20 protein-coding genes are annotated in these 19756 nt (G+C 66.7%); 13 read left to right on the top strand and 7 right to left on the bottom strand.

Annotated features, from left to right (window positions below):
* Positions 1 to 33: 33 nt before the first annotated feature.
* The 7 genes from IEV99_RS10350 (at position 34) to IEV99_RS10320 (ending at position 6928) form a co-directional block, all read left to right on the top strand.
* Positions 34 to 1629, top strand: a complete 1596-nt coding sequence (locus IEV99_RS10350; protein WP_244643793.1) for an ABC transporter substrate-binding protein — start codon at positions 34 to 36, stop codon at positions 1627 to 1629.
* Positions 1630 to 1696: 67 nt separating this feature from the next.
* The gene (locus IEV99_RS10345; RefSeq protein WP_188517553.1) at positions 1697 to 2650 is read left to right on the top strand and encodes an ABC transporter permease; all 954 of its coding nucleotides are present in this window, start codon (positions 1697 to 1699) and stop codon (positions 2648 to 2650) included.
* On the top strand, positions 2647 to 3555 hold the full coding sequence (locus IEV99_RS10340) for an ABC transporter permease (protein ID WP_188517552.1): 909 nt from the start codon (positions 2647 to 2649) through the stop codon (positions 3553 to 3555). The genes IEV99_RS10345 and IEV99_RS10340 overlap by 4 nt, the downstream gene beginning before the upstream one ends.
* On the top strand, positions 3552 to 4613 hold the full coding sequence (locus IEV99_RS10335) for an ABC transporter ATP-binding protein (RefSeq protein ID WP_188517551.1): 1062 nt from the start codon (positions 3552 to 3554) through the stop codon (positions 4611 to 4613). The genes IEV99_RS10340 and IEV99_RS10335 overlap by 4 nt, the downstream gene beginning before the upstream one ends.
* On the top strand, positions 4610 to 5581 hold the full coding sequence (locus IEV99_RS10330) for an ABC transporter ATP-binding protein (protein ID WP_188517550.1): 972 nt from the start codon (positions 4610 to 4612) through the stop codon (positions 5579 to 5581). Before IEV99_RS10335 ends, IEV99_RS10330 begins: the two co-directional genes overlap by 4 nt.
* Positions 5582 to 5590: 9 nt before the next feature.
* Positions 5591 to 6232, top strand: a complete 642-nt coding sequence (locus IEV99_RS10325; protein WP_188517549.1) for an aspartate/glutamate racemase family protein — start codon at positions 5591 to 5593, stop codon at positions 6230 to 6232.
* A gap of 66 nt (positions 6233 to 6298) precedes the next feature.
* Entirely contained in the window at positions 6299 to 6928 is a 630-nt protein-coding gene (locus tag IEV99_RS10320; RefSeq protein WP_188517548.1) for a pyridoxamine 5'-phosphate oxidase family protein, read from the top strand.
* Between the two features lie 46 nt (positions 6929 to 6974).
* On the opposite strand, the gene IEV99_RS10315 is transcribed toward IEV99_RS10320, so the two are convergent.
* On the bottom strand, positions 6975 to 7256 hold the full coding sequence (locus tag IEV99_RS10315; protein ID WP_188517547.1) for a DUF3297 family protein: 282 nt from the start codon (positions 7254 to 7256) through the stop codon (positions 6975 to 6977).
* A 276-nt stretch (positions 7257 to 7532) separates the two neighbouring features.
* Here IEV99_RS10315 and IEV99_RS10310 point away from each other — a divergent pair, with 276 nt between their 5' ends.
* Both IEV99_RS10310 and IEV99_RS10305 read left to right on the top strand, forming a co-directional pair.
* Positions 7533 to 8312 (top strand): enoyl-CoA hydratase/isomerase family protein, encoded by a 780-nt coding sequence (locus IEV99_RS10310; RefSeq protein WP_188517546.1) that lies wholly within the window; start codon positions 7533 to 7535, stop codon positions 8310 to 8312.
* A gap of 182 nt (positions 8313 to 8494) precedes the next feature.
* Positions 8495 to 9028, top strand: coding sequence for a GAF domain-containing protein (locus tag IEV99_RS10305; RefSeq protein ID WP_188517545.1), 534 nt, complete (start codon positions 8495 to 8497; stop codon positions 9026 to 9028).
* Positions 9029 to 9034: 6 nt separating this feature from the next.
* On the opposite strand, the gene IEV99_RS10300 is transcribed toward IEV99_RS10305, so the two are convergent.
* Positions 9035 to 9286, bottom strand: a complete 252-nt coding sequence (locus tag IEV99_RS10300; protein ID WP_188517544.1) for a hypothetical protein — start codon at positions 9284 to 9286, stop codon at positions 9035 to 9037.
* A gap of 244 nt (positions 9287 to 9530) precedes the next feature.
* Between IEV99_RS10300 and IEV99_RS10295 the strand changes: the two genes are divergently transcribed.
* Positions 9531 to 10727 (top strand): ABC transporter substrate-binding protein, encoded by a 1197-nt coding sequence (locus IEV99_RS10295; protein WP_188517745.1) that lies wholly within the window; start codon positions 9531 to 9533, stop codon positions 10725 to 10727.
* A 99-nt stretch (positions 10728 to 10826) separates the two neighbouring features.
* On the opposite strand, the gene IEV99_RS10290 is transcribed toward IEV99_RS10295, so the two are convergent.
* Entirely contained in the window at positions 10827 to 11585 is a 759-nt protein-coding gene (locus IEV99_RS10290) for a hypothetical protein (RefSeq protein ID WP_188517543.1), read from the bottom strand.
* A gap of 24 nt (positions 11586 to 11609) precedes the next feature.
* Positions 11610 to 12899 (bottom strand): TAXI family TRAP transporter solute-binding subunit, encoded by a 1290-nt coding sequence (locus IEV99_RS10285; RefSeq protein ID WP_188517542.1) that lies wholly within the window; start codon positions 12897 to 12899, stop codon positions 11610 to 11612.
* A 247-nt stretch (positions 12900 to 13146) separates the two neighbouring features.
* Between IEV99_RS10285 and IEV99_RS10280 the strand changes: the two genes are divergently transcribed.
* Complete coding sequence (locus tag IEV99_RS10280; RefSeq protein WP_244643733.1) at positions 13147 to 13671, top strand: DUF4142 domain-containing protein; 525 nt, start codon at positions 13147 to 13149, stop codon at positions 13669 to 13671.
* 58 nt (positions 13672 to 13729) lie between these two features.
* On the opposite strand, the gene IEV99_RS10275 is transcribed toward IEV99_RS10280, so the two are convergent.
* Together IEV99_RS10275 and IEV99_RS10270 are read right to left on the bottom strand one after the other, a co-directional pair.
* Positions 13730 to 14344, bottom strand: coding sequence for a cysteine hydrolase family protein (locus IEV99_RS10275; RefSeq protein ID WP_188517541.1), 615 nt, complete (start codon positions 14342 to 14344; stop codon positions 13730 to 13732).
* Positions 14345 to 14351: 7 nt separating this feature from the next.
* Positions 14352 to 16394 (bottom strand): NAD(+) synthase, encoded by a 2043-nt coding sequence (locus tag IEV99_RS10270; protein ID WP_188517540.1) that lies wholly within the window; start codon positions 16392 to 16394, stop codon positions 14352 to 14354.
* 221 nt (positions 16395 to 16615) lie between these two features.
* Between IEV99_RS10270 and IEV99_RS10265 the strand changes: the two genes are divergently transcribed.
* Both IEV99_RS10265 and IEV99_RS10260 read left to right on the top strand, forming a co-directional pair.
* Complete coding sequence (locus IEV99_RS10265) at positions 16616 to 17569, top strand: aldo/keto reductase (protein WP_188517539.1); 954 nt, start codon at positions 16616 to 16618, stop codon at positions 17567 to 17569.
* Positions 17570 to 17606: 37 nt separating this feature from the next.
* Positions 17607 to 18152, top strand: coding sequence for a hypothetical protein (locus IEV99_RS10260; RefSeq protein ID WP_188517538.1), 546 nt, complete (start codon positions 17607 to 17609; stop codon positions 18150 to 18152).
* A gap of 3 nt (positions 18153 to 18155) precedes the next feature.
* On the opposite strand, the gene acpA is transcribed toward IEV99_RS10260, so the two are convergent.
* On the bottom strand, positions 18156 to 19652 hold the full coding sequence (acpA, locus tag IEV99_RS10255) for an acid phosphatase (RefSeq protein ID WP_188517537.1): 1497 nt from the start codon (positions 19650 to 19652) through the stop codon (positions 18156 to 18158).
* Positions 19653 to 19756: the final 104 nt, after the last annotated feature.

The raw sequence follows: 19756 nt of genomic DNA, 5'->3' as shown, positions 1-19756 counted from the left end.
GCAATCGCTGGAGACGTGCGACCCATGAAGACCATGAATTTGGCCGGCTACGCCGCGGCCCTGACGCTCAGCCTGACGATGACGGGCTCGGCGCTCGCGCAAGGCACGCTGCGCATCGGCATGACGGCTTCCGACATTCCGCTCACCACCGGCCAGACCGACAATGGCGGTGAAGGACAGCGCTTCCTGGGCTACACGGCCTATGACGCCCTGGTGAACTGGGACATGAGCAGCGCCACCAAGCCGTCGGACCTCGTTCCCGGCCTGGCGGCCTCGTGGGCGGTTGACGCGACCGACAAGACCAAATGGACGTTCAAGCTGCGCGACGGCGTGAAATTCCACGACGGCAGCGCCTTCACGGCCGACGCCGTGGTCTGGAACCTCGACAAGCTGCTCGTGAAGGAGAGCCCGCAATTCGACCCGCGCCAGTCCGCGCAGGGACGCTCGCGCATTCCGGCCGTGGCCAGCTACAAGGCGATCGATCCGCTGACGCTCGAGATCGTCACCAAGACGCCCGACGCCACCCTGCCCTACCAGCTCGCCTGGATCATGATGTCCTCGCCCGCGAATTGGGAGAAGCAGGGCAAGAGCTGGGATGCGGTCGCCAAGGCGCCGTCCGGCACCGGGCCGTGGAAGATCGTGAATTTCGTGCCGCGGGAGCGGGTCGAACTCGTCCCCAATCCCGACTACTGGGACAAGCCGCGCGTTCCCAAGCTCGACAAGATGGTGCTGATCCCGCTGCCCGAGGCCAACGCCCGCGTGGCGGCGTTGCGTTCCGGCCAGGTCGACTGGATCGAGGCGCCGGCGCCCGACGCCGTCGCGTCGCTGAAGCAGGCCGGGTTCAGTATCGTCACCAACGCCTATCCGCATAACTGGACCTGGCACCTGTCGCGGGTCGAGGGATCGCCGTGGAATGACATCAAGGTCCGCAAGGCCGCCAACCTGGCGGTGGATCGCGAGGGGCTCAAGGAGTTGCTCAGCGGTATGATGATCCCGGCCGAGGGCTTCTTCCCGCCGGGTCACCAGTGGTTCGGCTCGCCCAAGTTCAAGCTCAAGCACGACGTGGCCGAGGCCAAGAAACTGATGGCCGAGGCCGGCTACGGGCCCGGCAAGCCGCTGAAGACCAAGATCCTGATCTCGGCCTCAGGCTCCGGCCAGATGCAGCCGCTGCCCATGAACGAGTTCGTACAGCAGAACCTCGCCGAGGTCGGCATCCAGATCGACTTCGAGGTCGTGGAATGGAACACGCTGATCAACATCTGGCGCGCCGGCGCCAAGCATGAGAGCTCGCGCGGCGCAACGGGCATGAACTACACCTACTTCATCCAGGACCCGTTCACGGGTTTCGTGCGCCATCTCCAGTGCAACCTTGCCCCGCCGGCCGGCACCAACTGGGGCTCCTATTGCGATCCCGAGATGGACAAGCTGTTCGATCAGGTGCGCAACACCTTCGAGCCGAAGGAGCAGACCGCCATTCTGCAAAAGATCCACGAGAAGTACGTGGATGACGCGCTGTTCCTGATGGTCACGCATGACGTAAACCCGCGCGCCATGTCGACCAAGGTGAAGGGCTTTGTGCAGGCGCAAAACTGGTTCCAGGACTTCTCGCCCATCACGATGACGAAGTAAGGCGCACCGCCGCCCCCGTCCCGCGCCGCGCCGGCGCGGGACGCCCCCGTGAAGGCCGGACGCCCCCATGCTGCTCTACATCCTGAAGCGCATTCTCTACGTGCTGCCGGTCGCGATCGGCGTCAGCATCGTCTGCTTCCTGCTGGTCCACATCACGCCCGGCGACCCTCTGACGGCCGTGCTGCCGGTGGACGCAACGCTTGAGCTCCAGCAGCAGATGCGGGCGCTCTACGGCTTCGACAAGCCGCTGCCGGTGCAGTACGGCCTCTGGATCTGGCGCGTCGTGCAGGGCGATCTCGGCGCCTCCATCGCGACGGGCCGACCGGTGACGTCCGAAGTGTTCAACGCGGTGAAGAACTCGCTCGCGCTCGCGGCCGCCGCCACGCTGATCGGCTTCGTGGCCGGCGCGGGGCTCGGCATCCTGGCCGGCTATTTCCGCGGCGGCTGGGTGGACCGCATCGCCTCCTTCGTGTCGGTGCTCGGCGTCAGCGTCCCGCACTACTGGCTCGGCATGGTGCTTGTGATCATCTTCTCGGTGCAGCTCGGCTGGCTGCCCGCCACCGGCGGCGGGCCGCAGGGCTCCGCCAGCCGTTCCTGGGACTGGGACTACCTGCGCTTCCTGGTGCTGCCGGCCGTCACCATGTCGGTGATCCCGATGGGCATCATCGCCCGCACCGTAAAGGCGCTGGTGGGCGAGATCCTGAACCAGGAATTTGTCCATGCGCTCGCCGCCAAGGGTCTCACCGAGCGCGGCGTGTTTCGCCACGTCATCAAGAACGCGGCGCCCACGGCTTTCGCCGTGATGGGGCTGCAGCTCGGCTACCTGCTGGGCGGCTCCATCCTGATCGAGACGGTGTTCTCGTGGCCGGGCACCGGCTTCCTGCTGAACGCCGCGATCTTTCAGCGCGACCTGCCGCTTCTGCAGGGCTCGATTCTCGTGCTGGCGCTGTTCTTCGTGTTCTTGAACCTGACGGTCGACATTCTCCAGGCCGCCATTGATCCGCGGGTGCAACGCGCATGAGCCTCAGCGCCGCCATCGGGCAGACCCCGAGCCCCTCTCCCGTCGTGGACGCCGCCGTGGTCCGCTCGCCAGGCTACTGGACAGGCGTGCTGCGCCGGCTGTCGCGCGATCCCGTTGCGATGACGGCCCTGGTCGTGATCGTCCTGCTGCTGCTGATGGCGATCTTCGCCCCCTATATCGCGCCGGCCGACCCATCCAAGGGGTCGATGCTGCGGCGCTTGAAACCGATCGGCTTCCCGGGCTATCCGCTCGGCGCGGACGAGCTCGGACGCGACATGCTTTCGCGGCTCATCCACGGCGGACGGCTTTCGCTGCTGATGGGCGTGACCCCGGTGCCGATCGCGTTCGTGATCGGCTCGCTACTGGGCATCACGGCCGGCTATGTGGGCGGGCTCACCAACACGTTGATCATGCGCACCGTGGACGTGTTCTACGCTTTCCCATCGGTGCTGCTCGCGGTGGCGCTCTCCGGCGCGCTAGGAGCCGGGCTGACCAACGCGCTGGTGTCGCTGACGCTCGTCTTCGTGCCGCCGATCGCGCGCGTAGCCGAAAGCGTCACCACGCAGGTGCGCGGGCTGGACTACATCGACGCCGCGCGCGCCTCCGGGGCCAAGGCGGGGTCCATCATCCGCGTGCATGTGCTCGGCAACGTGCTCGGGCCGATCTTCGTCTACGCCACCAGCCTCGTGTCGGTGTCGATGATCCTGGCGTCCGGCCTGTCGTTTCTCGGCCTCGGCGTTCGGCCGCCGGAGCCCGAGTGGGGCCTGATGCTGAACACGCTGCGCACCGCGATCTATACGCAGCCGATGGTGGCGGCGCTGCCGGGCGTGATGATCTTCATCACGTCGATCGCTTTCAACATGGTCTCGGACGGGCTGCGCAGCGCCATGGACGTGAAGTCATGATCATCGGCGAACCCGCTCACCTGCCGGACGGCCCCGACCGTGGCGGCCCGGCGCAGCCGCTGCTCAGCGTCCGCGATCTCGTGAAGCATTTCCCGGTGAAAGGAAAAGGCCTGTTCGGCAAGGGCGCGGTGGTGCGCGCCGTGGATGGCGTGTCGTTCGACATCCGCAAGGGCGAGACGCTGGGCGTCGTCGGCGAGAGCGGCTGCGGCAAGTCCACCACGGCGCGGCTCCTGATGCACCTGATCAAGGCCGACTCCGGCGAGATGGTGTTCGACGGCGAGAAAGTGGGCGCGGACCTCGACCTCACCGCCTATCGCCGTCAGGTTCAAATGGTGTTCCAGGACAGCTACGCGTCCCTGAACCCGCGCCTCACCATCGAGGAATCGATCGCCTATGGGCCGCAAGTTCATGGCGTTTCGGCCGCGAAGGCGCGCGCCAAGGCGCATGACCTGCTGGCGCGCGTCGGGCTGGAGCCCGGGCGATTCGCGGGCCGTTACCCGCATGAGCTCTCGGGCGGGCAGCGCCAGCGCATCAACATCGCGCGCGCGCTCGCGCTCGAGCCGCGCCTCGTAATCCTCGACGAGGCCGTGTCGGCGCTGGACAAATCCGTGGAGGCGCAGGTGCTGAACCTCCTGCAGGACCTCAAGGACGAGTTCGGGCTCACTTACGTGTTCATCTCGCACGACCTCAACGTCGTGAAATTCATCGTCGACCGCGTGATGGTGATGTATCTCGGCAAGGTGGCGGAGATCGGCGAAGGTCCTGCCGTGTTCGGCGCCCCGCGCCATCCCTACACGGCCGCGCTGCTGGCCTCGATGCCCAAGATGGATCCGGACGCGCGCAGCGCCGAAGCGCCGCTCACGGGCGATCCGCCCAACCCCATCAATCCGCCGAGCGGCTGCCGATTCCACACGCGCTGCGCCCTTGCGGAACCTGTCTGCTCGGTCCAGGAGCCGCCTCTGGCCGCGATGGAAGGCCTGCAGGAGGCCGCCTGCCTGATGGCGCTGCCGGGCTCCGGCCATAGCCGCGCGCCCGCTCCCGTAGAGGCCGCCGCATGACCGAGGCCGTCGCGATCGAGAACCTCAGCGTCACGTTCACGGGCGGGTCCAAGCCGGTGCGCGCGGTGGATGGCGTGTCGCTGTCGCTGGGCCAGGGCGAGGTGCTGGCGCTGCTCGGCGAATCCGGCTCGGGCAAGAGCGTCACCCTGCGCTCGCTGCTGCGCCTGCATCCGCCCAAGCGCTCGCGCATGACCGGCTCGATCCGGGTCGCCGGCCGCGACGTGCTGGAACTGTCGCCTGGCGAACTCGCCGATTTTCGGGGCGGCGTTGTCTCGATGATCTTCCAGGAGCCCATGCTGGCGCTGGACCCGGTCTACACCGTGGGCGCGCAGATCACCGAGGCTATCCGTCGGCACGAAAAAATCTCCGCTGCGGACGCTCGCAAGCGCGCCCTGGCGCTGTTCGAGCGGGTGCGCATCCCCTCCCCCGATCGACGGCTTGACGCCTACCCGCACGAGATGTCCGGCGGCATGCGCCAGCGCGCAATGATCGCGCTGGCGCTGGCGTGCCGGCCCAGCGTGCTGCTGGCGGACGAACCCACCACGGCGCTCGACGCGACCGTGCAGATCCAGATCCTGCTTCTGCTGCGGGAGTTGCAGCGTGAACTCGGACTATCGATCATCTTCGTCACGCACGACATCGGCGTCGCGGTGGAGATCGCCGACCGAATCGCCGTGATGTATGCGGGCCGCGTGGTGGAAAGCGGCTCGGTGCGCGACGTCATCCGGGGGCCCCGGCACCCCTATACGCGCGGCCTCCTCGCCTCGCGGGTGGAGCGCGCCCAGAAGGGCGACCGGCTGGAAACCATCCCGGGTTCTCCGCCGGATCTCACGGCCTTGCCGCCCGGCTGCGCGTTCGCGCCGCGCTGCTCGCTTGCCGCGCCCCAATGCCGCGAGATCGTCCCGCCGCTCGCCGAGGTCGGCCCGGCGCATACGGCGGCGTGCATCCGGGTGGCCGAAACAGTGTAGCGTTCTTCGATGCGCATCCTTCTCGTGAATCCGAACACCAACGCGGCCACCACCGCCGCCATGGTGGCGATCGCCGGGGAAGCGGCCGGCGGTCGCGCGACCGTTACCGGCATCACGGCCCCGAGCGGGCCGCCGCTGATCACCCAAGAGGACGCGCTTGCGGCGGCCGCGCTGACGGTCGCCGGGATGGCCGACGAGATTGCGGCCCTAGCGCCCGACGCTGTAATCGTATCGGCGTTCGGCGACCCCGGATTGGCGGGGCTCCGGAGGGCTCTTTCCATGCCGGTGGTTGGTATCGGCGAGGCGGCGTTTCGGGCCGCACCGGCGGGGTATCCGGTCGCGGTGGTGACGACCACGCCCGATCTCGTCACTTCTATCAGCGCCATGGGCCGCACCTATCGAGGCGACTCGTTTCTCGGCGTGTTCCTGCCCCCGGGTGATCCCGTGACCCTGATGGCGGATGCGTCCGCGTTGCGGGATGCGCTTCACGGCGCGTGCTGCGACGCTGTTCAGGCGGGCGCACGCGCGATCATCATTGGCGGCGGTCCGCTCGCGTCGGCGGCCCGGAGTCTTCGCAACGTCATTCCGGCGCGGCTCGTGGAGCCCATCCCGGAAGCTGTTCGGCTGGCGATCTCCGTTAGCGCATCATGATCAAGGGCCGGCTCTTGCGGGCGACGACGTTGTCGGGTTCAACGGTGGAGTCCCAGGAGACAGCCCATGCCGCCGCTCGATTCCGCCTTTTACGTCGAGACCGTCGCTGATCTGGAGGCGCTCTACGGGACGCCCGTCGCGGCCTCCACCGTCAAGGTCTCGGACCGGATGACGCGGCACTACCGGGCGCTGCTGGAAAGCTCCCCATTCTGTGCGCTGGCGACAAGCGGGCCCGAAGGGCTCGACTGTTCACCTCGGGGCGACGTCCCGGGCTTCGTGCGGATCCATGATGACCGCACGCTGCTGATGCCAGACCGGCGCGGGAACGACCGGATCGATTCGTTGCGCAATATCGTGCGGGACCCACGCGTGGGCCTGCTCTTCCTGATCCCGGGTCTCGGCCATACCCTGCGGGTGAACGGCCGCGCCCGCGTCAGCAAGGAGCCGGGGTTGCTCGACAGCTTCGCGCAGGACGGCAAGGCTCCGCGCAGCGTGATCGTGATCGGCGTGGAGGAAGTCTATTTCCAGTGCGCACGCGCCATCGTTCGGTCAGAACTCTGGAACCCGGAGCAGCGCGTCGACCCGCAAGACTTGCCTTCGCCCGGCCAGATTCTCGCCGACATGACGGAAGGCGCGGTCGGGGGCGAGGCCTACGACCGCGATTGGCCCGAGCGCGCCCGCAAGACGCTGTGGTGAGGTCGCGGACGTTCTATCGACCGGACCGCGCTCGGCTGAACGAGCGTCAGCCCTGGCCTTCATCAGCCGGAGCGGAAGCGTCTTCAACGGCGGGGCCGTTGTAGTACGGCTCAACCGGGCCCTTCAGCTTGATGGTCATTGGGTTGCCGAAACGGTCCTTGGTGGTCCCGACGCTCAAGCGCACCCAGCCTTCGCTGACGCAGTATTCCTCGACGTTGGTCTTATCGACGCCCTTGAAGCGGATGCCGACGCCGCGACCGAGCACGGCTTCGTTGTAGTAGGGGCTCTTCGGGTCGACCGAGAGGCGGTCTGGGAGGCTGTCGGCCATGGTGGACTCCTTGCGTGTGGGCGCAGACCTATCCAAATGCGCGCGCTAGGACAATCCGTCGGAGACCATCAACTTTTTTCACCACGCGCCGGAACCGTGGCCAGCGCGGGACGTTATCGGTCCGCAAGCTGAGAATGCCCCCTCCAGATTGCACGAAGCCCTCGCAAGCTCCAAAGCTTGCGGGGGCTTCTTCTTTTTGGCCTCGACTTTCTCGCTTCGTTTCTCGCCGCCCTTTTGGCGTGCTAACCAGCCGTTCAGACGAGCTGGAGAAAACGGATGTCGGACGAAATTCTTTATTCGGTCGAGGACGGCGTCGCGCGTCTGGTTCTCAATCGTCCGGCGTCCCGCAACGCCCTCACCTTCGAGATGTATGAGCGGCTCGCCGAAATCTGCTCCTCGCTGAGCGGACAGACGGACGTGCGGGCGCTCGTGATCACCGGGGCCGGCGACAAGGCCTTCGCGGCCGGCACCGACATCGCGCAATTCAGGGCTTTCTCGACGCCCGAGGACGCAATTGCGTATGAGAGCAAGATCGAGCGCGTTCTGACCGCACTGGAGGATTGCCTGGTTCCGACCATCGCGGCCCTCGCGGGCGCGTGCACGGGCGGAGGGGCGGCCATCGCGGCCTGTTGCGATCTGCGCATCGCGGCCTCGAACGCCCGGTTCGGATTTCCGATCGCGCGCACGCTCGGCAACTGCCTTTCGGTCAGCAACTATGCGCGGCTGGCGGCGCTGATCGGCCCCGCCCGGGTCAAGGACCTGATTTTCACATCGCGGCTGGTAGACGCCGCCGAGGCGAAGGCGATCGGCCTTGTCACGGAGTTGGTCGAGGATGTGGCCGCGCTGCCCGCCCGCGCCGACGCCCTCGCGCGGCTCGTCGCCGGTCAGGCTCCGTTAACGCTGCGAGCGACAAAGGAAGCGTTGGCCCGCATCCGTCGGCGTTCGGCCGACGTCCAAGGCGACGATCTGGTCGTGCTTTGCTACACGAGCGAGGATTTCAGGGAAGGCATTGATTCGTTTCTGGAAAAGCGGTCGCCCCGCTGGAAGGGGAGATAATCCCAACGTGTAGTCGACGACTTGCGAAGATCAAGCATTGTTAGAGTTGTTATTTATTTTGATTTTTGTTGTTTTTCTGCGGTGAACGGTGACCAGCGGCGTATTTTTACGCACGGGTTACACCGCATGGCGTAGTTCATGCTGACGTGACAAGGATCATCTCTCGCAGTCGAGGATGATTGATGTATCCCGTTCCCGCCAATGAAACGGCTCGCCAGAAGGCGCTCGACCGCTTGGAGATCGTGGATACAAACGCCTCCCCGGCGTTCGACCGCATCTGCCAGATTGCGCAGGAATACTTCCACGTTCCAATCGTGCTGGTGACGTTCATCGACAGCGACCGCGCCTGGGCCAAGGCGAAGATCGGTCTGCAAGCCTCCGTTCTGCGCCGAGAGGATGCGTTTTGCAGCCACACGATCATGGGCGACGACGTTCTGGTGATCCAGGACACGCTCAGGGATACGCGCTCGGCCAAGAACCCCTTCGTGGTCGGGCAGCCGCATATCCGCTTCTACGCCGGGGCCCCGATCGTCCCGGCAAGCGGGTGTCGGGTCGGCAGCGTCTGCATCATCGATACAAAGCCGCGCACGCTGAGCCGCGCCGAGACGATCGTCCTTCGTAATCTCGCCGACATCGCGGTGTCGGAGCTCCGGCTGGTTCAGGCTGGCCGGGTTGCGCGCGAGATGCTGGCCGAAAAGGCCTGCATGGCTGGCTAAAGTTGCTCAGGCGGCCTTGCGGCGCGCCTGGTCGACGGCGAGCCGGATGCACGCTATCGCCTCCTCGATGCCCTTGGCCTGGGCCCCATAGGAATAGCTTGGCAGCTCCATTTGCTTGACCTCGCGCAGAATGCGCCGGTCGAGGTCGTCCGGGTCGCGCGCGCCGCCGTCCGTCGCCGCCTCGAAAGCGACGCGCAGCGCCTCCATCATGGCCATGATCGTGACCGCGTCGGCTGCCAGGGTGGCGTCGCTTCGCATTGAACTCTCCACGCACGAACAGGCGGGCCCGGACCCGCTATGGGTCAAGTTGCAGCAGAAGCGTTGAACTTTCCCTTACCATGCTGGTGAACCGGCGCGCGACGGACCGCGCGACGCCCCACCGCCGACCCAGGATTTGCGCTCGACGGGCGCGGCAGGAACGCCGTTTTCCGAATGCTCTTCCCTCAGGGCCGCGCTTTCGCCTACTCTTTCCGTCCCTTAGGGAGGGAATGAAACAATGAACATGAAAACGTGGCTGCTCAGCGCAGCGATGACGCTCGCCGCCGTCTCAGCGCAGGCACAGACCTCCGTGAAAATCGGCGTCCTGAACGACCGGTCCGGCCTCTACGCCGACATCACGGGTGAAGGCTCGGCCATCGCGGCCCGCATGGCGGTGGAGGACTTCAAGGCCGCCGACAAAGGCATCAAGGCCGAGATCGTCGTCGCCGACCACCAGAACAAGCCCGACATCGGCGCCGCGATCGCGCGGCAGTGGTATGATCGCGACGGCGTCGACATGATCATCGACGTGCCGACCTCGTCGGTGGCGCTGGCCGTGTCGCAGATCACCAAGGAAAAGAACAAGGTCTATATCAATTCGGGCGGCGGGACGTCCGATCTCACCGGGGCGCAGTGCTCGCCGAACACGATTCACTGGACCTATGACACCTGGGCGCTCGCCAACGGCACCGGCACCGCCATGGTGCAGCGCGGCGGCAACACGTGGTTCTTCATCACGGCCGACTACGCCTTCGGGGCGGCGCTGGAGCGCGACGCCTCGGCGCTGGTCACCAAGGCAGGCGGCAAGGTCGTCGGCTCTGTGAAGCACCCGTTCCCGGGCACGGACTTCTCGTCCTTCCTGCTCCAGGCGCAAGCCTCCGGGGCCAAGGTGGTGGCGCTCGCCAACGCGGGCGGCGACACCATCAACTCGGTAAAGCAAGCGGCGGAATTCGGCATCGTGAAGGGCGGCCAGAGCATCGCTGGCCTGCTGGTGTTTATTTCCGACGTGAAATCCCTCGGACTGAACGTCGCGCAGGGCCTCGTGCTGACCGAGTCCTTCTACTGGGACAACAACGACCAGACACGAGCTTTCTCCAAGCGCTTTGCCGAGAAGAACAACGGCAAGATGCCCAGCATGGTGCAGGCCGGCGTCTATGCGGGCACGCTCCACTATCTAAAGGCGATCGAGGCCATGAAGGCCAAGGATGACGGCCTGAAGGTCATCAACAAGATGAAGGAAATGCCCACCGACGACCCGCTGTTCGGCAAGGGCTCGATCCGCCCGGACGGCCGCAAGCTGCACGACATGTATCTGTTCGAGGTCAAGAAGCCGTCTGAGTCCAAGGGCGAATGGGACCTTTACAAGACGCTCGCCACCATCCCGGCCGACAAGGCGTTCCGGCCGATGGCGGACGGCGGCTGCGCGTTCGTGAAGGGCTGATCAAACCCTACTCGATGATGTGAGAAGGGCTCCCTCTCGGCCGAGAGGGAGCCCTTTATCGTGCGATCAGGGAGTTACTCCCGCCAGGCCGCGCACTGATTACGGACCGGCCTTCAGCGTGCGCGCCTTGTCGTACCAGGTGGCGGCCGCCGCAGCGTCGGGCTCAAGGCCGATCACCGGCAGCTTGGAGAGAACTTCGGGATCGAAGGTGCGTCCCATCGCGGTCGCGCCGCGGGCGTCTCCGGCAAGGGCGACCCGCTCGAAGTAGCGGCGGGCCGAGGCGATGTCGCCGGCCTTCAGCCGCGCCTCGCCACGCTCCAGCGATGACAGGAGTTCCTGGGTGGACAGGTTGAGCGACCCCGTCGCGAGAGCGCCCACGGCCTCGGCGCCGGCTTTCTGGTCAGCCGTCATCGGCGCGGGCGTCGGCAGCGCGGGGCTCGCCGGCTCGGGCGGAGCCACGACGGACGCCACGGGCGGAGCAGCCGGCTCGGGAACAGCCGCCGCAGGAGGCGCTGCAGGCGCAGCCATCTGATCGGCCGGCGTCGGTGATGTCGTCTGCGGCAGGGCGGCCACCGACGAAGGCTTCGGGGCCGGCGCCACCTCGGCAGGTTGCGGCTGCGAAACCGGCGCGGCTGCCTGACGGTAGGACGCGGACCGATCGGCATCGCCGGGCGCGAGCGCCTGCACGATCACGGTGGCGAGGCCCGCCGCCATGAGGGCGATCACGGCCGCACCCACGAAAGGCTTCCAGGCGCCTTTCCGCTTCTTGCGCGCAAGCGGAGCCTTTCGGGGACCGCTGTTGCGCAACCGCGCGGCCCCGATAGGGGCGTCGCGGTCGATGGCGTCAGGACTGAGCATTCAACTCCTCCTCGATCAGCCGGATCACTGCGCCGCCGAGGCGGCGCGCCGTCTCTTGATCTGGCTCTGCACCCACTGGTCGGCGGCCTTCAGCCGCCGCTTGCCGTCCACCACGGCGGCGAGGTTGGTCTCCTTCCACTTGGGATGGCGACCCTCCTTCAGCAATTCGGGAAAACGCTCCATCAGCGCCCGCGAGGCGGTCGTCAGCTCTTGCTGGCGCGGCGAGCTCTCCCGCCACCAGGGAGCAATCAGAACCGCATCCACGGCCGCGGTCTCGACGCGCTCGCCGTCACGCACGAGCCCCGGATAGTCGGCGCTGGAAAAGGAAGCGGGGTCGTAGTTTTCGCCCAAGGCCGCATACGACACCGGGACGAGGTGCAATCCCCCTCCCCCACCCAGCTCTGCGATGGGCGCAAAGGGCTTGGGGGCCAGCAGCATCACGGCCGCGATACGGCCTTCGCGCAGACCCACGAGTGCTTCCGCCAGCGTTCCGCCGGCTGGCGTCACGGCCACGCCACGCTGCGCCAGCGCGGCGCGGGCGACGAGTTCGCTGTCGCCGCCCGGAGCCCCGAGATACACGGCTTTTCCCGCGAGATCCTCGAGCGTTCGGACTTCGGATCCGGCAACGACGTGCAGTTCCTCGCCGAAGAGCTTGGCGACGTAGACCAGCTTGGCGGCCGCGGTCCCGGCCTCGGCCAGCATGGGGGAAGACACCACGGCCATGTCGACGCTCGGCAGCGACAGAAGGTCTTTCAGCGGAGCCGCCTTGCCACGGACGGGTTCGACTTTGACCTTTGGTCCCAGCGCGGCGCCCAGGTCGGCAAGGATCGGCTCAAGCGCCTCGTCCGGGCCCATCAGCACGCCAAGGCGAGCGGGGCCGGCCTTTGCGGGCGGCGCAGGCGCCTTCGCAGGCGTCGCTTCAGCAGCCTGCGGCGCGGCGCCGTCTTCCGGGAGGTTGCGGGCGGCCGCAGGCGCGTCGCGCACCGCCGACGTGGCAAGATCGTTGACAGACGTCCCAGCGTTGCGATGCGGCGCGTGGCCGGCCGCGCGCCGCAGGTGTTTCGGCTTTGCGGTCTCGAGCGCCAGCGGGGGTTGTCCCGTCGCCTGCGGCGGCGCGGCAGCCTGCCGCGCGCCCGGCGGATTGCGATCTCCCCCGATGCCGCGCACCAGCTGGCACAGCGCATTGCAAGGCTCGGCCGCCGGCTGCTGGGCCGGCTGCGGAACCGGTTGCTGGGCAGCGGCCTCCCCGGTCGCAAAGGACGCCGCCGCGGCGATCATGGCGGCCGCGAGCGCAGCGCGAGCGGTCGTTTGCATGGTCCTGATCCTCGAATGTTACCCCTGTTCAGTGCCGGGCGAATCCGGCCAACTTGTGTCCAAGTGGTTGCCGAATCTGGCTATTCGCACACAGTCAAGCGGATTCGTGAGCTGGAGTGCACCATTTGGAACTTCCCGCAGACTTCGCCGCGACCCGAGGTCCCGCCCAGGAACCACCCCGCGCCCACGCCGTTGCTTGCCACATCCGCCGCGCTAGCGGCCCACAAGCAGCAAGGGAAACGTCAAGATGCGCAACACAATGTCCCGCAATGCGCTCCTCGGCATGAGCGCAGCTTTCGCTTTGGCGCTCCCGGGCGGCGTGGCCTTCGCGAAGGAGCCCGCCAGCAAGGCGTTCATCACCAAGGCCATCCAGGGCAACATGGCTGAAGTCTCTATGGGCCAGCTGGCGCAGCAGAACGGCCAGTCCGACGCCGTGAAGCAGTATGGCCAGATGCTGGCGACCGACCACGGAGCCGCCAACGACAAGGCCCAGGCGGTGGCTCAGCAGATGAACGTCACGGTCCCGACCGAGCCGAGCAAGAAGCAAAAGGCCGATATGGCCAAGATGCAAAAGCTGACCGGCGCCGCCTTCGACAAGGCCTTCGCCCAGCACGCCGTGATGGACCACAAGAAGGACATCGCCGAATACACCAAAGCGTCGAAGATGAAGGGCGACCCGGCGGGCGACTACGCCAGCCAGACGCTGCCTGACCTGCAAAAGCACCTCGAAGCCGCCCAGGCGCTGCAGAAGGGCGCCGCTAAGACCATGTAGTCCACGGCCGGGGCGCGTCGCAGCGCGCGCCCCTCCCCAAGAGCGCTCGGCAGTCTCGCTAGCGCCATTCGCGCAAGATCACGTCCGTGGCGGCAGTCTCCACCTGCTGACCGTAACGCCGATGGTAGAGCGTCATCATTGCGTCGTGTGTTTCGTCCGATGAGCTGCAAAGCGCGTCCGTGGCGACCACAACACGGTAGCCGCGGTCCACCGCGCCCAGAACCGCGGCCAGCACGCACACGTCAGTCTCGCCGCCGCTGACCACGACGGTGTCAGCCCTCATGTCGTGCAACACGCCTTCGAGCCCGGCGTCGATCCAGGGCGAGTACACCTGTTTGTCCAGCACCCGCGCGGGCGGGGCAAAGCGGCGGAGATCGGCGACCAGGTCGACCATGTCGTCGCCAATGCGTTCAACCGTCACGTCGGCCCAGCGCTCATAATAGCGCTTCCAAGTTCCCTGGCCTTCGCCTGGCCGCTGGGCCGGCATGAAGCGGGTGAAAATCGTCCGTTCGGGGCGGGGCTCGACCAGCCGCACCACTGCGGGGGTCACGCGGGTCATCCAGGGCGTTCGCCAAGGCGTGTCTTCGGCGAACAGGCGTTGCATGTCGACGCAGAGATGCACCGTTGTTTCCGGCCGCAGGGGGCCGTAGGGCAGCGCGTCATCTTCGGACATGCAGGACCTACTCCTTCGGGACGTTGCGTTCCAGTTCGGCCAGCCAGACGTCGGCGTTCCCATCCGATGGCGCACGCCAGTCGCCGCGCGGCGACAGCGAGCCGCCCGCGACCACCTTGGGCCCGTTCGGCATGGCCGAGCGCTTGAACTGGCTGAAGGCGAAGAAGCGGCGGAGGAACACCTCCAGCCAGCGGCGGATCTCCGGCAGACCATGCGCCCGGCGGCGATCGTCCGGAAATCCCGGCGGCCATGCGCCGGATTCCGGGTCGCCCCAGGCGTGCAGCGCCATGAAGGCGATCTTGGAAGGCCGGAAGCCGTAGCGCAGCGTGTAGAACAGGTTGAAATCTTGCAGCTCGTACGGGCCAACCTTGGCCTCCGTGCTCTGCGGTTTCTCACCGGCCTCCACGGGCACCAGCTCGGGCGAAATCTCGGTTCCCAAGATGGCGTCGAGCGTCCTGCCAACGCTGTCGTCGAATTGGCCGGATGCAATGACCCAGCGGATCAGGTGTTGGATCAGCGTCTTGGGCACGCCGGCGTTGACGTTATAGTGGGACATCTGGTCCCCGACCCCGTAGGTGCACCAGCCGAGGCCGAGTTCCGAAAGGTCGCCTGTGCCGATCACCATGCCGTCGTTGTGATTGGCGAGCCGAAACAGGTAGTCGGTCCGGAGCCCCGCCTGAACGTTTTCAAAGGTGACGTCGTAGACCGCCTCGCCTTTTGCGAACGGGTGGTCGAGATCGGCCAGCATTTGGCGAGCGGCAGGGCGGATGTCGAGCTCGCTCCAGGTCACTCCGAGCGAGGACATCAGCGCGATAGCGTTGGCCTTGGTTTCATCGCCTGTGGCGAAACCCGGCATCGTGTAGGCCATGATGTCGGTGCGCGGGCGCTTCAGCAGGTCCATCGCTTTGGCGACGACGATCAGCGCCTGGGTGGAATCCAGGCCGCCCGAAACCCCGATCACAGCCCGCTTGACGCCTGAGGCCTTGAGCCGCTGCACGATGCCGGCGACCTGAATGTTGTAGGCTTCGTAGCAGTCCTGCGCGAGGCGCTCCGGGTCGGCGGGTACGAACGGGAAGCGCTCGACCCGGCGCATGAAGCCGCAGTCCTCTCCGTGCGGCTCCACGGCAAAACCGATCCGGCGGAACGCGATGGCCCCGGCTGCAAGGCCGCGATTGTCGTCGAACGTGCCCTGCCGGGCGCGCTCCTGCCGCAGGCGGTCGAGGTCGACGTCGGCGAGCACGTATTGCGCGCCCTCGGGAAATCGCGCGCTTTCGGCCAGCAGTGCGCCGTTCTCGTAGATGGAGGTCTGGCCGTCCCAGGCAAGATCGGTGGTCGACTCGCCAGCGCCCGCCGCCGCATACAGGTAGGCGGCCAGGCAACGCGCCGACTGCGACGCGCAAAGCTGGGCCCGCGTCTCGGCCTTCGCGATGGTGATGTTGCTGGCCGAGAGGTTGGCGAGCACCGTAGCGCCCGCCAGCGCGCCGAAGCCGCTCGGCGGCGCCGGCACCCACAGGTCTTCGCAGATCTCGGCGTGCACCACGAGGCCCGGCACGTCCTGCGCGTCGAACAGGAGGTCGGGCCCGAAGGCGGCCTCGTGCCCGGCCAGCGTGATCATGCCGCCATCCGTGTCGAGTCCTGACGCGAACCAGCGGCGCTCGTAGAATTCGCGGTAGTTCGGCAGGTGGATCTTGGGCACGACGCCCAGCAGTCGGCCGCGTTGGATGGCGAGCGCGCAGTTGTAGATGCGTCCCTCCCAGCGCAGCGGCGCGCCGACCAGCAGAAGCGGGCGGAGGTCCTGGGAGCCCCCGATCAGCGCCTCGACAGCCGCCTCGACGGCGTCGAGGAGCGTATCCTGTAGAAACAGATCATCGATGGAGTAGCCCGACAGCGCGAGCTCCGGAAACACAGCCACGGCGGCGTTTTGGTCATGAACCTGCCGGGCGACGTCCAGGATCCGTTCCACGTTGGCCAGCGGGTCGCCCAAGCGGGTCACGGTGGTGCAGGCCGCCACCCGAGCGAAGCCGTGCCGATAAATGGAGCGGAATTCCATCGCCGTCATCCCGTTTCGAAGCCGCCCGGGCGCTCCCGGTTCCGAGCACGATACGCAGCGCGCCGAACCGTGCGGACCGCGACGTCAACATATGCTCAATCTGAGCAAAAGATTATAGTTGCGACCCACGTGGATGAGAAGCGACGGCGCCCCATTTTGTGCGGCGCGTGCGTTGAGCCCCCGTTATGGTTTGCGCCGCAGATCAGAAAAGGACATTCCGCATGGAAACTCGCACCCTTGGCCGCTCCGACATTGCCGTTCCGCCGTTGTGCCTGGGCGGCAACGTGTTCGGCTGGACCATCGACGAGACGCGCTCCTTCGAGGTGCTGGACGCCGCCTTTGCGGCCGGGCTTACGTTTATCGATACGGCCGACGTCTATTCGCGCTGGGCCGAGGGACATGTCGGCGGCGAGTCGGAGACCATCATCGGCAAGTGGATGAAGGCGCGCGGCAATCGCGACCGCATCGTGCTGGCCACCAAGGTCGGCATGGACATGGGCGACGGCAAGGTCGGGCTGAAGCCCGACTATATCCGCCAAGCCGTGGAGGTATCGCTGCGCCGCCTGCAGACGGACCGCATCGACCTCTACCAGTCGCACAAGGACGATCCCGACACGCCCCAGGCCGAGACTTTGGGCGCCTACGCGGAACTCGTGAAGGCCGGCAAGGTGCGGATCATCGGGGCGAGCAACTATTCGCCGGAGCGCTTCTCGGAAGCGCTGACGCTCTCCGAACAGCACGGCTTGCCGCGCTACGAGACGATGCAGCCGGAATACAACCTCTACACCCGGGCCGACTACGAGAACGGGCTCGAGCCCGTATGCCTCGCCAACCAGGTGAGCGTAATCCCGTTCTTTGGATTGGCGGCCGGCTTCCTCACCGGCAAGTACCGATCTGAAGCGGATCTCGGCAAGAGCCCACGCGGCGCGCGCAGCATCAGCCGCTACCTGAACGATCGCGGCTATCGCATCCTGGCGGCGCTGGACGCGGTGGCGGCCCGGCGCGCCGCGACGCCTGCGCGTGTAGCGCTGGCCTGGCAGATCGCCCGCCCCAGCATTACGGCCCCGATCGCGAGCGCGACGAGCGTCGAGCAGGTGCGGGAATTGGCGGCGTCGATGAGCCTCAAGCTCGCCGCCCAGGACATCGCCGAGCTGGATGCGGCGAGCGCCGGCTGAGCGGAGTGAACGCGCTCACCGCCCTCCGAGCTGCGGCATGACGCTCGCGTCTCCCCCGCCGCCGAAACGAACCGGCCCGATGCGCGTGCTCGGGCCGGTGGTCGACGCCGTCGTCCTGCCGTTCGTTCTCGCCGACGAACTGATCAGGCCGCTGTATCGGCCGCTGATCCGTCTCCTGAGCCGCCTCAAGTTCATGCAGTGGCTCGAACACGCGGTCGGCGCCCTGCCGCCCTACGGGGTGCTCGCGGCGTTCCTGGTACCATTCGTCCTGCTCGAACCGCTGAAGCTCTTGGGGCTTTACTGGCTCGGAACCGGCCATGTGCGGATCGCCATTCCGACGTTGGTCCTTGGTCACGGCGCCAGCTTCGTGCTGGTGGAGCGCATCTACCAGGCAGGCCGCGACAAGCTGCTCACCATCGCGTGGTTTGCCCGCATCGCGCTGCTCGTGGAGCGCGTGCGCGATGTCGCGATGGCGTGGTTGCGCTCGCGGCCGGCCTGGATCGCGATCAAAAGTTATGCGGCCGCGACCCGGATGCGGATCGCGGCCTTTTTCAGCCGGCTGAGAGATCGTCGCTCGGCGTGACGCCTACTTGGCGTCGAAGACTTTCGCGAGCGAGTTGACGGCCTGCACGCGCGGGCTCGGCAGCGGCTCAAGGTCGAAGCGCTCGGTGATGAGCTTGAGGATCGAGCCAGTGTCGTACTCGGTGTGGTCGATCAAGCCCTTCTTCACCAGCGGCGACACCACCAGCGTCGGCACCCGGGTGGCCGGGCCGATGAAGTCGGCGCGTGCGCCGGCGGCCGGGCCGCTCGGCGGGGCGACGTGGTCGAAGAAGCCGCCATTCTCGTCATAGGTGATGATCAGCGCATAGCTGTCCTTTATCGGGCTCTTGGCCAGGAGGTCGGCGATGCGGGCCACCTCGCCGTCGCCCTTGTCGAGCTCGGCGTATCCGGGGTGCTGGTTCAGCTTGCCGGACGGCTTGTAGAAGGTAACGGGCGGCAATGTCCCGGCCTGGATGTCGGCGTCGAGCTTGGCGACATCCTTCAGATGCTTTGTGCGCTCGGCCAGCCCACCCGGGGTAGTCGGGTCAAAGCGCTTCCAATACGCGAACGCCTGATGGTGCCACTGGAACCGGACCGACCCGGCGAGATACTTCGATTCCTCCTCGGTCCGGTCCGTGCGAGCCGCGAGGTCGAAGCCGCCCGAATACCAGGCGAAGTCGACGCCCTTGGCCGAGAGGCGGTCGCCGATATTGGGGATGGTCTGGGCAGGCAGCAGGTTCGCGCCCTGCCCGCCGTTGTTCAGGAATACGGACTGGACGGTGTTGACCGCGTAATCGCCATCCGCCGCCGCAACGACCCGATTGTCCTCGAAATCGCCTGGCTTCTTGGGGTCCGGCACGGGCCGGCCATCCGCATCGAGCTTGGAGCGCTGCGCCTCGGGAGCGCCGTTCCACACGGGCGCGCAAGCGCAGACGAGGTAGATGTGGTTCAGGAATGAGCCGCCAAAGGCGCCCATGAAGAAGTGGTCGAGCAGGGCGTTGTCGCGCGCCAGCTTCCACAAGGTCGACTTCTCCATCGCGTCGCGCGAATAGTAGCCCATCGCGAGCCCGCCGGCGTCCGAATAGGCCGCGAAAAGGTCGTTCTTGCCGCCATTGATCTGCGTACGGTTGGTATAGAAGCGATGCACGAGATCCCGGGTGTTCACGGCCGTGCTGATTTCGGGCGCCATCTTGTCGATCGCGAACGGCGCGTTCGGGCGGTCGCCGAAAGGAAGCTCACGGATCTCCTTGGGATTGTCAGACACGTCGAAGGGGCCATTCTTGTGCGGCGGCGGCAGCTTGTCGTAAGGCTTGCCCGAGGCGTCGCGCTGCAGAGTCTGGCCTTTCGCGATGGCTTGCTCGATCCCTTCGGCGCCAGGGAACGTCCCAAACAGATTGTCGAAGGACCTGTTCTCCAGGAACAGCACAACCACGTGGCTGATCTTGTCGATGGGCCGCGCGCCCTGCGCGTGGGCGGCGGTGGTCGCGGCGACGCTGGCGGCGAGAACGGCCGCAAACGCGACCTGTTTCGAATGGCGCTTCATCCTGTTCTCCTCCCGGTGCGGGATCGTGCGCCCCGCCGCCTTTATCAAACAGCGCGCGCGTCCATAGCGCTAGAGGTCCCCGATGAAACTCCTGCGACAGAATC

The sequence above is a fragment of the Alsobacter metallidurans genome (assembly GCF_014636935.1).
GTDB classification, from domain to species: Bacteria; Pseudomonadota; Alphaproteobacteria; order Rhizobiales; family Beijerinckiaceae; genus Alsobacter; species Alsobacter metallidurans.
This window is presented reverse-complemented; position numbering and strand designations above follow the sequence as displayed.

Coding starts and splice junctions, on each gene's coding strand:
- IEV99_RS10270 (WP_188517540.1), bottom strand. CDS start 16,394: ATGGAATTCCGCTCCATTTATCGGCACGGCTTCGCTCGGGTGGCGGCC.
- IEV99_RS10335 (WP_188517551.1), top strand. CDS start 3,552: ATGATCATCGGCGAACCCGCTCACCTGCCGGACGGCCCCGACCGTGGC.
- IEV99_RS10325 (WP_188517549.1), top strand. CDS start 5,591: ATGCGCATCCTTCTCGTGAATCCGAACACCAACGCGGCCACCACCGCC.
- IEV99_RS10290 (WP_188517543.1), bottom strand. CDS start 11,585: ATGCTCAGTCCTGACGCCATCGACCGCGACGCCCCTATCGGGGCCGCG.
- IEV99_RS10260 (WP_188517538.1), top strand. CDS start 17,607: ATGACGCTCGCGTCTCCCCCGCCGCCGAAACGAACCGGCCCGATGCGC.
- IEV99_RS10275 (WP_188517541.1), bottom strand. CDS start 14,344: ATGTCCGAAGATGACGCGCTGCCCTACGGCCCCCTGCGGCCGGAAACA.
- IEV99_RS10330 (WP_188517550.1), top strand. CDS start 4,610: ATGACCGAGGCCGTCGCGATCGAGAACCTCAGCGTCACGTTCACGGGC.
- IEV99_RS10320 (WP_188517548.1), top strand. CDS start 6,299: ATGCCGCCGCTCGATTCCGCCTTTTACGTCGAGACCGTCGCTGATCTG.
- IEV99_RS10265 (WP_188517539.1), top strand. CDS start 16,616: ATGGAAACTCGCACCCTTGGCCGCTCCGACATTGCCGTTCCGCCGTTG.
- IEV99_RS10340 (WP_188517552.1), top strand. CDS start 2,647: ATGAGCCTCAGCGCCGCCATCGGGCAGACCCCGAGCCCCTCTCCCGTC.
- IEV99_RS10280 (WP_244643733.1), top strand. CDS start 13,147: ATGCGCAACACAATGTCCCGCAATGCGCTCCTCGGCATGAGCGCAGCT.
- IEV99_RS10310 (WP_188517546.1), top strand. CDS start 7,533: ATGTCGGACGAAATTCTTTATTCGGTCGAGGACGGCGTCGCGCGTCTG.
- IEV99_RS10315 (WP_188517547.1), bottom strand. CDS start 7,256: ATGGCCGACAGCCTCCCAGACCGCCTCTCGGTCGACCCGAAGAGCCCC.
- acpA (WP_188517537.1), bottom strand. CDS start 19,652: ATGAAGCGCCATTCGAAACAGGTCGCGTTTGCGGCCGTTCTCGCCGCC.
- IEV99_RS10300 (WP_188517544.1), bottom strand. CDS start 9,286: ATGCGAAGCGACGCCACCCTGGCAGCCGACGCGGTCACGATCATGGCC.
- IEV99_RS10350 (WP_244643793.1), top strand. CDS start 34: ATGAATTTGGCCGGCTACGCCGCGGCCCTGACGCTCAGCCTGACGATG.
- IEV99_RS10295 (WP_188517745.1), top strand. CDS start 9,531: ATGAAAACGTGGCTGCTCAGCGCAGCGATGACGCTCGCCGCCGTCTCA.
- IEV99_RS10285 (WP_188517542.1), bottom strand. CDS start 12,899: ATGCAAACGACCGCTCGCGCTGCGCTCGCGGCCGCCATGATCGCCGCG.
- IEV99_RS10345 (WP_188517553.1), top strand. CDS start 1,697: ATGCTGCTCTACATCCTGAAGCGCATTCTCTACGTGCTGCCGGTCGCG.
- IEV99_RS10305 (WP_188517545.1), top strand. CDS start 8,495: ATGTATCCCGTTCCCGCCAATGAAACGGCTCGCCAGAAGGCGCTCGAC.